This is a genomic window from Chitinimonas koreensis (genome assembly GCF_014353015.1).
GTDB classification, from domain to species: domain Bacteria; phylum Pseudomonadota; class Gammaproteobacteria; order Burkholderiales; family Chitinimonadaceae; genus Chitinimonas; species Chitinimonas koreensis.
This window is the reverse complement of sequence record NZ_CP060704.1, coordinates 2,393,688-2,404,868: the sequence shown is the minus strand read 5'-3', so window position 1 is coordinate 2,404,868 and position 11,181 is coordinate 2,393,688. Positions and strand designations below refer to the sequence as shown.

Genomic DNA, 11,181 nt, shown 5'->3' with positions numbered 1-11,181 from the left:
ATCCCGCGGCCTACCCGGCCGCGGGATTATTTCCATTCAGCGACTGCAGCTTGGCAACACCGGATTTATGCAAATATCATAAACGTTTCTCCGGGCGGCCCCCGGACTACAGCTGGAGCGAATTCCACCGATGTTGCCGGGACACTGCCGCACCACCATGCAGCGCCACGTCGTTTCCGACCTGGACGACATGCAGGCCGTCGCCGCCCTGTTCGATCCGATGCCCGACGTGGTCTTCTCGGTGAAGGACCTGGCCGGCCGCTACGTCGCCATGAGCGAAGCCTGCGTGGCGCGCTGCCAGCTGCGCGATCCGCGCGAGGCGGTCGGCAAGACCGCCCACGACCTGTTCCCCGGCCACATGGCCGACCGCTACCGCGCCCAGGACCAGATCGTGTTCGACCGCGGCCATCCGATCTCCAACAACATCGACCTGACCGTCTACAACGACCGCAAGCCGGGCTGGTGCGTCTCGCACAAGCAGCCGGTGCACGACCGCAGCGGCCGCCTGGTCGGCCTGGTCTGCATCTCGCGCGACCTGATCGAGCCGAGCCGCGAGGGCCTGGTCGACGCGCGCTTCGCCCGGGCGGTCGACTTCATCCAGACCAACTACGACCGGCCGCTCTGCCTCGACGAGCTGACCCGCGTCTCCGGCCTGTCGGTGGCCCAGCTCGACCGCCGCATGAAACGCGTCTTCCTCGCCAGCACCGGCGAATTCATCCGCCGCACCCGGCTCGAGGCAGCGCTCTACACCATCGTCAATTCGCGCCGGGCGATGGCCGACATCGCCGCCGCCTGCGGCTTCTCCGACCAGAGCGCGCTGCACCGCCAGTGCCGCCAGGCGCTGGGCCTGAGCCCTCGGCAGCTGCGCGCCCAGGCCCAGCAGGTCGCGCTGGCCGGCTGAACCGGGCCGCGTCCGGCGCTTCTCTGCGCTCGCCAGGCTCCGGCCGCCGCTGCCGTCCGCGGCGGCCGCCCCCGCCATGGCGATCCCCTGTTGCCGATTTGCCGCAGCCGCGACCGGGGCTCGGCAGGGCCGCATCGGCCGCCAAGCCGCATAAACATTAGCGTTTTCTAACTTATATAAAAAATCGGCTAAACCATTGATAAATATATTGCAGCACGCGGAAACCGCAGCGGGAGGCGTGCTCTAAACTGGGTCCGGACTGTGCAAATTCACACCCCGAGCCGGCCTTCCGCCACCGCGGAAAGCCCTCGCCGCCGACATCCATCCGGCGGCACGGCCCGGGCGACCGCAAGGACGACCGATGCTGAACGACCTCGACGCGCTGGACGATTTCGACGCCGCAAGCTTCACCATGCCGCCGGACGCGCTGGTGCTCGACCCCGGCGCGATGGCCAAGCCGGCCAAGTCCGGCGGCGCCAAGGAACAGCAGCGGCGCGCCACCCGCTACCCGGCGCACTGGCGCGTCGCACTGCCGCTGGACGATGGCCGCGTGCTGCAGGCGCGCAGCGTCAACATCTCGGGCAGCGGTATCGCGATCCACTGCACCGAGGCGCTGTCGGTGCGCCATCGCGGCATCCTCCATCTCGAAATCCCGCCGCGCCTGCCGGCCGCGGTCGGCGGTCGCCGCCTCGTGCTGCAGATCGAGGTCCGCACCATCTACACGGTGCACGACTTCAAGGCGCAATGCTTCCGCAGCGGCCTGCAGTTCGTCGGCTTCAACGGCGACGGCGATGCCGAGCTGCTGCGCGAACTCGAACGGCACTTCCCCGGTTTCAAGGAAAAGGGCGGCGGCCTGCTCTAGCGGCCCGGCCCGCGGCGGCCCCCGGCGCCGCGGGCCGGGCGTGCCATCCATCCAACAGCGCGGTCCAGGCCAGCCCGGCCGGCAAGTTTATATTCGCGACCGATTCGCAGCAGGAACAAGCTTTTAGCGGCCGAAGCCGCCAAGGCGCATGAAATCCGGGCTTGAATTGCCGGCATCAGCTGCCAAAGTAGGATCATCCCCAAAATGGATGAAAGACCTGTCTTATGCGCCGCTCGTTCTGCTCCCTCCTCGTACTGTCAGCCCTCGCCGTCCAGGCCGAGGACAAGCCCGCCACGCTCAAGTTCTGCCACGACAACGTCGACGTCTATCCCTGGGTGGTGGTCGGCAAGGGCGGGCTCAACCTGGTCCACCTGAAGATGGTCGAGCAGAAGCTCGGCCTGAAATTCGAGATGGTGTCGATGCCTTGGGCGCGCTGCCTCGACGAGATGCGGCAGGGCAATATGGACGGCGCCTTCGCCGCCAGCTTCAAGACCGACCGCCTGGCCTCGGGCAGCTACCCGATGGCCGGCGACAAGCCCGACAACCGCTACATGATGATGGACGGCTATTCGCTGTACCGGCTCAAGGGCAGCAACGCCGGCTACGACGGCAAGGCACTGACCAACGTCAGCGGCACCGTCGGCGCCCAGCAGGGCTATTCGATCGTCGACCAGCTCAAGGGCCTGGGCGCGCGGGTCGACGACGGCGCCCGCAGCGCCGACGACAACCTGCGCAAGCTGGTGGCCGGCCGGGTCCAGGCGGTGGCGCTGCAGACGCTCGAGGGCGACAACTCGATCCAGCAGGCCGAGTTCGCCGGCAAGGTCGAGAAGGTCGCGCCGCCGCTGGTCGAGAAACCCTACTACCTGATGCTGTCCAAGCAGTTCGTCGCCAGGTACGGCGGCCTGTCGGCCGACATCTGGAACACCGTCGCCGCGGTGCGCGAATCGGCCGAGTACAAGAAGCAGGTGAGCCAGTTCAAATAATCCGGCCGGGAGGGAGGCAGCGGCGCCCGCCGCCCATCGCGCCCTCCCCGTGCCGCAGGTCCGCCCGGCCCCTCGGGTCGGGCCGACGAATCGGATTCACTCCGAATTCAAATAAATCGAAGACAAATGAGGTAAAACGAATGGACAGACCGAACCGTGCGGTTCGCGCGCGCCCTGCCGGTGCGTGATGCGAGACCGCATCCAGCCCTATTCAAAACCGGGGAGTAAATTCGATGCACTTCTTCAACAGCATCAACGGGCGCCTGAACATCCTGTTCGTGGTCATCGTGACCACCGTGCTGACGGTGCTGGGCGCGTATAACGGCGCCGTTGCGAAAAGCCGCCTGGAAAGAGGCCTGGACGAGCAGACCGGCGCACTGGCCGGCCGATTGCAGATGAGCCTGCCGGCAGCCATCTGGAATTTCGACAAGGGCCAGATGGCGCAGATCCTCGAGGCCGAGATGGCCGCCACCGCGATCAACGCCATCGTGCTGGACAACGGCGAGAACTTCCTCGACGGCCGCAAGCGCGACGCGGCCGGCAAGCTCGACAAGGCCGCCAAGGGCGACAAGATCGTCGGCGAGGAACACAAGGTCGACCTGACCTTCGACGACAACGGCAGCAAGAAGAAGGTCGCCACCGCCCATATCTACGTCTCGCGCGCCGAGGTCGAGGACGCGGTGCGCAGCAACTGGCTCAGCCTCTTGATCCAGATCGTGGTGCTCGACGTGGTGCTGGTGGTGGCGCTGTCGCTGAGCCTCAAGGCGGTGGTGCTCAAGCCGCTCCTGCGGCTGCGCGACGCGCTCAAGGACATCGCCTCGGGCGACGCCGACCTGACCCGCCGGCTCGCCATCCAGCGCAACGACGAATTCGCCGAGGTGTCGCGCGCCTTCAACCTGTTCGTCGAGCGGCTGCAGGGCGTGATGCGCAAGGTGTCCGAGACCGCCATCCAGCTCGCCGCCGCGGCCGAGCAGACCACCCGCATCACCGAGCACGCCAACGCCGGCATCCAGCAGCAGCAGCAGCAGACCGACGAGGTGGTCAGCGTGGTGTCCGAGCTCGGCGCCCAGATCCACGAGGTGTCCGACAGCACTGCCAAGGCCTCCGAGGCGGCCGCCTTCGCCGACAACGAGGCCGAGAAGGGCCGCGTGGTGGTGGCCGAAGCGGTGCGCACCATCGGCGAGGCGACCAGCGAGGTGCAGAACGCCGCCGGGGTGATCGAGCAGCTGGCGCGCAACAGCGAGAAGATCGGCAAGGTGCTGTCGGTCATCAACGACATCGCCAAGCAGACCAACCTGCTGGCGCTCAACGCCGCGATCGAGGCGGCCCGCGCCGGCGAGGCCGGCCGCGGCTTCGCGGTGGTGGCCGACGAGGTGCGGGTGCTGGCCAACCGCACCCACGAGTCGACCACCGAGATCCAGAACGTGATCCTCGAATTGCAGCAGGGCACCAACGAGGCGGTGATGGCGATGGACACCAGCCGCGACAAGGCCGACCTCGGCCTCAAGCGCGCCCACGAAGCCGGTGCCGCGATCGAGCGGCTGGCCGAATCGGCGCGCCAGATCGCCCACCTCGACGACGAGATCGCGCTGGTCACCTCGCGCCAGGACAAGATGGTCGACGGCATGACCGAGAACATCCGGCAGATCCGCAACATCGTCGGCGAAGCCGCCAACAGTGCCCAACAGACCGCGATCGCCAGCGAGGAAGTGGCCAAGCTGGCCGCCCAGCTGCAGGTCTCGGTCGAGCAGTTCAAGCTTTAAGGCAGCAGCAGATTCACCCCGCGCGCCGGTCCCGACAGCCGGCGCCAGATGCAAACGCAACTCCCGGAGCTACCGATGCTGAAACATCTCCTCGCCCTCTTCTGCGCCGCCGGCCTGATGGCCGTCGCTCAAGCCCAGACCGTCAAGCTCGCCTCGCTCGACTGGCCGCCCTACACCGGCGCCAAGCTGCCCGACCAGGGCGCCAGCGCCGCCGTCGCCAAGGCCGCCTTCAAGGCCATGGGCTACGACCTGGTCATCGAGTTCTATCCCTGGAGCCGCGCGGTCGACAGCGGCAAGTCCGACCCGGCCTTCGCCGGCTACTTCCCCGAGTACGACTCGGCCGACGTGCGCAAGGAGTTCACGCTGTCCGAGCCGATGGGCAGCGGCCCGCTCGGCCTCGCCCAGCGCGTCGACGCGCCGGTCAGCTGGAGCAGCATCGCCGACCTGGCCAGCAAGAAGGTCGGCGTGGTGCAGGACTACGTCAACACCGCCGAATTCGACGCGCGCGTGGCGGCCAAGCAGCAGAAGGTCGACGTCGCCCCCGACGACAGCCGCAACCTGCTCAAGCTCGGCTCGGGCCGCAACGACCTGGCGGTGGTCGACAGCAACGTGTTCGCCTACCTGATGAAGACCGACCCGCAGCTCAAGCCCTTCGCCGGCAAGCTGGCGATGAACCCGAAGATCATGGAGGACAAGAAGCTCTACGTCTGCTTCAAGAAGAACGCCGAGGGCCAGAAGTGGGCCAAGATCTTCAACGACGGGCTCAAGAAGATCGATGTGAAGGCCATCATGGCCAAGCATCTGGGCAGTTAGGCGGACGATCCGCTGGGCCGGCCCGCCAGGCCGGCCCGACGCTGCGCCGGCGTGCGGCGCATCAACCCAGCTCCTCGAAAGGAACCCGCATGAATCGCCGCATCCTGCTGCAAGGCATCGCCGTCACCGCCCTGTTCGCCGCCGGGCTCGAGGCGCAGGCGCTGACCTTCACCACCGAGGACTACCCGCCGTTCAACATGGCGGTCGACAAGAAGGTCGCCGGCATCTCGACCGACATCCTGCAGGACGCGATCAAGCGCGCCGGCGTCAGCGCCGAATTCAAGCTGTTGCCGTGGGAGCGCGCGCTCGACATGGCCAAGACCCAGGCCGACGTCTGCGTCTATTCGGCGGTGCGCACGCCCGAGCGCGAGAAGCTGTTCAAGTGGGTCGGCCCGCTGGTGGCCGACGAGATCACGCTGTTCGCCAAGGCCGACAGCGCCATCAAGCTCGGCGGCGTGAACGACGCCAAGAAGTACAAGGTCGGCGGCTACAACGGCGACGCCTACGGCGATTTCGTCGAGAAGCAGGGCATCAAGCTCGAGCGCGTCACCACCGACGTGCAGAACCTGCCCAAGCTGGCCGCCGGCCGCATCGACCTGTGGGTGGCCGGCGCCCAGAGCGGCCCCTACAAGGCCTCGCGCGAGGGCATGAAGGGCGCCATCAAGCCGCTGCTGGCGCTGGGCGACCCGAAGGACAGCCAGATGTACCTGGCCTGCAACCCGGGCGTGCCGGACGACGTGGTGAAGAAGCTCAACGACGCGGTGCAGGCGGTGAAGAAGGACGGCAGCGCCGACAAGATCGGCGCCAAGTACAAGTAAGCGCAGGCCGGCCCCACGGCCGGCGGCGGACCGCGCGGCCCGCCTTCGCGACCCGCCCGCGTGGCGGGTCGCGCGCGTTGGAGCCGGCGAGTTTCTCCAAACCGGCCTCGGCCGGCTAAACTGAAGCACGACCCCGCACGGACGACCTCCAACAACATGACCGTTCTCGCCGTATTCAACCAGAAGGGTGGCGTCGGCAAGACCACCACGACCGCCAACCTCGCCGCCGCCATGGCGCGCAACGGCATGGCCCCGCTGGTGATCGACCTCGATCCGCAAGCCCACCTCACCGCGCTGTCGGGCCTCAACCCGAGCGCCAAGCGCAGCGTCTACGCCTTCTTCCAGCACGGCACGCCGCTGTCCGAGCTGGTGGTGCAGCTGTCCAACGGCGTGAACCTGATTCCCTCGCACATGGAGCTGTCGCGCGTCGACATGACGCTGACCCAGACCCGCCACGACCTGCGCCGGCTGAAGAAGGCCATGGCCGAGGAGATGCTGGCCGAGGGCGCCACCGTGCTGATCGACTGCTGCCCGATGCTGGGCGTGCTGTCGCTGTCGGCGCTGATGGCCTGCAACGCGGTGCTGGTGCCGGTGACCGCCGAATACCTGGCCATGAACGGCGCGCTGCAGCTCGACCAGACGCTCAAGGGCATGACCAGCATGGGCCAGTACCGGCCGCGCAAGGTGTTCATCAACCGCTACCAGCGCGGCCACCCGACCTCGGAGAAGGTCGCCGCCGAGCTGACCCGGCGCTACGGCAAGGAGTTCTGCCGCACCCGGGTGTTCGAGAGCCAGAGCGTGCTCGAGGGCATCGGCCAGAACCAGGACGTGTTCAGCTACGCGCCCGATTCGGAAGGCGCCGAGGACTTCAGCTACCTGCTCGACGAGCTGATCGAGACCGGCTTCCTCAAGGTGGCCGCATGATCCGTGCGCTGCTGGCCGGGCTGCTGCTCGGCCTGGCGGGCGTGGCGGCATCGGCGGCGGACATCGATGCCCTGTGGGACTACGACCGGCCGGCCGAATCGGAGGCGCGCTTCCGCGGCCGGCTGGCCGAGGCGCAGCAGCGCGGCGACGCGGCCGAGGCCGGCGAGCTGATCACCCAGATCGCCCGCGCCCAGGGCCTGCAGGGCCGCATCGAGGCGGGCGGGCGCACGCTGGACCTGCTGCAGGCCGAGCTGCCGGCACTGCCGCCCGAAGTCAGCGTGCGCTACCTGCTCGAGCGCGGCCGGCTGCTCAATTCGTCGGGCGAGCCGAAGAAGGCCTGGCGTTGGTTCCGCAATGCGCTGGCGCAGGCGCAGCGGCACGAGCTCGATTTCCTGGCCATCGACGCGATGCACATGCTGGCGATCTCCGAGGGCGGCCGCGGCTCGATCGACTGGAACCTCAAGGCGCTGGCCGCCGTCGCCCGCAGCCAGGATCCGCGCACCGCCGACTGGCTCGGCTCGCTCTACAACAACCTGGGCTGGGCCTACTACGACCTGAAGGACTACCCGAAGGCGCTCGACTACCTGCGCCAGGCGCAGGCCTGGCACGAGGGTCACGGCGCCGGCCGGCCGCTGCTGATCGCGCGCTGGAGCGTGGCCAAGGCACTGCGCGCGATCGGCGAGAACGACCGCGCGCTGACCATCCTGATCGACCTGTTGCGGGCCTGGAAGCAGTTGGGCGAGGAAGACGGCTACGTCGACGAGGAGATCGCCGAGAACCTGCTGGCGCAGGGCCGCAGCCAGGAAGCGCGCGGCTATTTCGCCCGCGCGCTCGAACTGCTGTCGCGCGACGAGTGGCTGGTGAAGAACGAGCCGGCGCGGCTCAACCGGATGCGGCAGCTCGCGCAGTGAGGGGTGAGGTGTCAGGGGTGAGGTGTTGACCCCATCCCTACCCCGGCCCTCCCCTTGAAGGGGAGGGAGTAGATGGCGGCTGCCTGAACGGTCACAGGCGATGGAGCCGTCGCTGCACGGCTCCTCCCCCTTCAAGGGGGAGGCTGGGTGGGGATGGGGTCAACACCTCACCCCTAACACCTCACCCCTTACCGCTATTCGCCATCCGACCACCCGCCATGCGCCGCATTCTCGAAGCGAGACCAGTGGCCCAGGAAGGTCAGCTTGACGATGCCGGTCGGACCGTTCCGGTGCTTGCCGACGATCACCTCGGCCAGGCCCTTGTCGGGCGAATCGCGGTTGTAGTACTCGTCGCGGTACAGGAACATGATCAAGTCGGCATCCTGCTCGATGGCGCCCGATTCGCGCAGGTCGGACATCATCGGCCGCTTGTTGGGCCGCTGCTCGACCGAGCGCGACAGCTGCGACAGCGCGATCACCGGCACCCGCAACTCCTTGGCCAGGCCCTTGAGCGAACGCGAGATTTCGCCCACTTCGGTGGCCCGGTTCTGATCCTTGCCCGAGCCCGACATCAGCTGGATGTAATCGATCACGATCAGGCCGAGCTTGCCGTCGAACTGGCGTGCCAGCCGCCGGGCCCGCGCGCGCAGTTCGAGCGCGGTCAGGCCCGGCGTCTCGTCGATGAAGATATTGGCCTCGCTGAGCTTGCCGGCGGCGTAGGTCAGCTTCTGCCAGTCGTCGTCCTCGAGCCGGCCGGTCTTGATCTTGTGCTGGTCGAGCCGGCCGACCGAGCCGATCATCCGCATCGCCAGCTGGGCGCCGCCCATTTCCATCGAGAAGATCGCCACCGGCTTGCCGGCGTCGATCGCCACGTTCTCGGCGATGTTCACCGAAAAAGCCGTCTTACCCATCGACGGCCGGCCGGCCACGATGATCAGGTCGCCCGGCTGCAGGCCCGAGGTCTTGCTGTCGAGATCGGTGAAGCCGGTCGGCACGCCGGTGACCTCGTCGGGGTTGTCGCGGCTGTACAGCGTATCGATGCGGGTGACGACTTCCTTCAAGAGCTCGGGCATGCCGAGGAAGCCCTGCTTGCCGCGCGCCGACTGCTCGGCGATCTCGAACACCTTGCCTTCGGCCTCGTCGAGCAGCTGGGCCGCCTCGCGGCCCGAGGGGTTGTAGGCGGCGTCGGCGATCTCGGTGCCGATGGCAGCCAGCTGGCGCATGATCGAGCGCTCGCGCACGATCTCGCCGTAGCGCTTGATGTTGGCCGAGCTCGGCACGTTCTGCGCGAGGCTGGCCAGGTAGGTGATGCCGCCGACGTAGGACAGCTGGTTGGCGTTGTCGAGCGACTCGGCCACCGTCACCGCGTCGGCCGGGCGGCCGGTCTCCACCAGCTTGGCGACGTGGCGGAAGATGACGCGGTGGTCGTCGCGGTAGAAATCGGCCTCGGTGACGATGTCGGCGATGCGGTCCCAGGCCGAATTGTCGATCAGCAGGCCGCCGAGCACCGACTGCTCGCCCTCGACCGAATGCGGCGGGGTACGGATGGCGGCGATCTGTGCGTCGGGCTCGGCCGGCGCGCGATCGAAATCGTCGAAGTCTTGGTCCAATGGCATGCTGATTCTGTTCGATTGCCCGGAGGGCGTTGCGGCGGGTAGGATGCGCGCGGCTTCCCGCGGAAGCTGCCCATTCTACCAGCCGCGTCCGAGTCTCATGCCGCAAGTCCGCAAGTCCGTCCTCGTCCTCTTCCCCGCTTCGCTGATGTTCGAGCTGGTCGACCGCGTCGAGGACTACCCGCGCTTCCTGCCCTGGTGCGGCCATGCCGAGGTGCACCTGCGCGACGATGACTGGACCGTGGCCACCGTCGGCATCGACTACCTCGGCCTGCGCTCGGGCTTCACCACCGAGAACCGCAAGCAGCCCGGCCTGATCGCGATGGAGTTGAAGGACGGCCCGTTCCGCAACCTCAGCGGCGCCTGGCGCTTCACGCCCTTGAACGAAGAAGCCTGCAAGGTCGAATTCGAGCTCGACTACGAATTTTCCAATCGCGCGCTCGAAGGCCTGATCGGCCCGGTGTTCGGCAAGATCGCCGGCACCTTCGTCGATGCCTTCGTCAAGGAAGCGGAGCGGCGGCACGGATGAGCACGCTATCCACTCCCCTGCTGCACGTCGAGGTCGCCTATGCGCGGCCCGAGCGGCAGCGCCTGGTCGCGCTGCAGTTGCCGGCCGGCAGCACCGCCATGGATGCGGTCGCCGCCTCGAAGCTGCTGGCCGAATTCCCCGAGATCGACGCGCAGCACCTCAGGCTCGGCATCCATGGCCGCGCCTGCGCGGCCGATGCCGTGCTGCGCGAGCACGACCGGGTGGAGATCTACCGGCCGCTGATCGCCGACCCCAAGGATGCGCGCCATCGCCGCGTGGCGGCCGGCAAGACCATGAAGCGCGGCGGCTAGGCGCGAGCGCCCTACCGAGCCGTTCCCGCCGGCATCCTCACGCCGGTACGCCCCCGCCGGTACGCCCATGCCGACGGCCCCTGCAGGAGCGGCTTCAGCCGCGAATGCGTCAGGCTAGGTAAATCCGCCGGATCGGGCGATGCGCCCGGCCGGGCCATGCGATACGGCCGCCATTCGCGGCTGAAGCCGCTCCTACGGGCGCGCCTGCCACGCCCGCAAGCGCTCGGCCATCACGCCCGACGCGACGGCCTCACTCGCCCGCCAGCCCGCACCACTTGTCGACCTCGCCCTTCACCTTGTCCAGCTCAGCCTGGCGCTCGGCGCCGTTCAGCGTGCGCCTGGTGCCGTCGGGGTTGTTCATCGTCACCCGGTCGGCCTGGCGGATCTTCTGCATCTGGCGCTGGTTGTCGCGCGCGATCGCGCAGTTCTTGATCGCCGTCTGCTTGTTCTCGGCTTCCTGCTCGGCGCGGCCGGCCTCGACCACCTTGGGCTTGGCGCCGGACGGCGTCGCCGCACCGGCAGCCGGCGCGGCCGGCGCCGCAGGAGCGGGCGCGGCCGCCGGCGCGCTGCCGCTGGTCTTCGGGATCTTGACGGCCTGCGCCTTGGCATCGGGCGGCGGCTGGTCGCTGAACTGGACCTTGCCGTTGGCGTCGACCCATTTGTAGACCTGGGCGGCGGCCGGCGGCGCCAGCGCCAGCAAGGCGGCCAGCGGCAGCAGGACGGACAGGGAAGCGTATTTCATGGTGTCGTTTC

Annotated in this window: 12 protein-coding genes; 10 read left to right on the top strand and 2 right to left on the bottom strand. The window is 68.1% G+C overall.

Annotated features, from left to right (window positions below; all coding sequences use genetic code 11):
* Positions 1-130 precede the first annotated feature (130 nt).
* The 8 genes from H9L41_RS10355 to H9L41_RS10320 all read left to right on the top strand — a co-directional run bounded on the left by H9L41_RS10355 (position 131) and on the right by H9L41_RS10320 (position 7,975).
* Positions 131-901, top strand: a complete 771-nt coding sequence (locus H9L41_RS10355; protein ID WP_211236943.1) for an AraC family transcriptional regulator — start codon at positions 131-133, stop codon at positions 899-901.
* Positions 902-1,262: 361 nt separating this feature from the next.
* The gene (locus tag H9L41_RS10350) at positions 1,263-1,763 is read left to right on the top strand and encodes a PilZ domain-containing protein (protein ID WP_028448067.1); all 501 of its coding nucleotides are present in this window, start codon (positions 1,263-1,265) and stop codon (positions 1,761-1,763) included.
* A gap of 224 nt (positions 1,764-1,987) precedes the next feature.
* Positions 1,988-2,746: a substrate-binding periplasmic protein gene (locus H9L41_RS10345; RefSeq protein WP_028448068.1), complete on the top strand. Its 759-nt coding sequence runs from the start codon at positions 1,988-1,990 to the stop codon at positions 2,744-2,746.
* Positions 2,747-2,979: 233 nt separating this feature from the next.
* Positions 2,980-4,509 carry a methyl-accepting chemotaxis protein gene (locus H9L41_RS10340; protein ID WP_051319420.1) on the top strand — a complete coding sequence of 510 codons (1,530 nt, stop codon included), beginning with the start codon at positions 2,980-2,982 and terminating at the stop codon, positions 4,507-4,509.
* A gap of 75 nt (positions 4,510-4,584) precedes the next feature.
* Positions 4,585-5,322, top strand: a complete 738-nt coding sequence (locus H9L41_RS10335) for a substrate-binding periplasmic protein (protein WP_051319421.1) — start codon at positions 4,585-4,587, stop codon at positions 5,320-5,322.
* Between the two features lie 89 nt (positions 5,323-5,411).
* Positions 5,412-6,140, top strand: a complete 729-nt coding sequence (locus H9L41_RS10330; RefSeq protein WP_028448070.1) for a substrate-binding periplasmic protein — start codon at positions 5,412-5,414, stop codon at positions 6,138-6,140.
* 156 nt (positions 6,141-6,296) lie between these two features.
* Positions 6,297-7,064 (top strand): ParA family protein, encoded by a 768-nt coding sequence (locus H9L41_RS10325; protein WP_028448071.1) that lies wholly within the window; start codon positions 6,297-6,299, stop codon positions 7,062-7,064.
* Positions 7,061-7,975: a tetratricopeptide repeat protein gene (locus H9L41_RS10320; RefSeq protein WP_051319422.1), complete on the top strand. Its 915-nt coding sequence runs from the start codon at positions 7,061-7,063 to the stop codon at positions 7,973-7,975. The genes H9L41_RS10325 and H9L41_RS10320 overlap by 4 nt, the downstream gene beginning before the upstream one ends.
* Before the next feature lie 194 nt (positions 7,976-8,169).
* On the opposite strand, the gene dnaB is transcribed toward H9L41_RS10320, so the two are convergent.
* Entirely contained in the window at positions 8,170-9,591 is a 1,422-nt protein-coding gene (gene dnaB / locus H9L41_RS10315; RefSeq protein WP_028448072.1) for a replicative DNA helicase, read from the bottom strand.
* A gap of 97 nt (positions 9,592-9,688) precedes the next feature.
* Between dnaB and H9L41_RS10310 the strand changes: the two genes are divergently transcribed.
* Positions 9,689-10,117: a type II toxin-antitoxin system RatA family toxin gene (locus H9L41_RS10310; RefSeq protein WP_028448073.1), complete on the top strand. Its 429-nt coding sequence runs from the start codon at positions 9,689-9,691 to the stop codon at positions 10,115-10,117.
* Positions 10,114-10,428: an RnfH family protein gene (locus H9L41_RS10305; RefSeq protein WP_028448074.1), complete on the top strand. Its 315-nt coding sequence runs from the start codon at positions 10,114-10,116 to the stop codon at positions 10,426-10,428. The genes H9L41_RS10310 and H9L41_RS10305 overlap by 4 nt, the downstream gene beginning before the upstream one ends.
* A gap of 250 nt (positions 10,429-10,678) precedes the next feature.
* Here H9L41_RS10305 and H9L41_RS10300 read toward each other — a convergent pair whose 3' ends face one another.
* Positions 10,679-11,170, bottom strand: a complete 492-nt coding sequence (locus H9L41_RS10300; RefSeq protein WP_051319423.1) for a DUF4124 domain-containing protein — start codon at positions 11,168-11,170, stop codon at positions 10,679-10,681.
* Positions 11,171-11,181 lie beyond the last annotated feature (11 nt).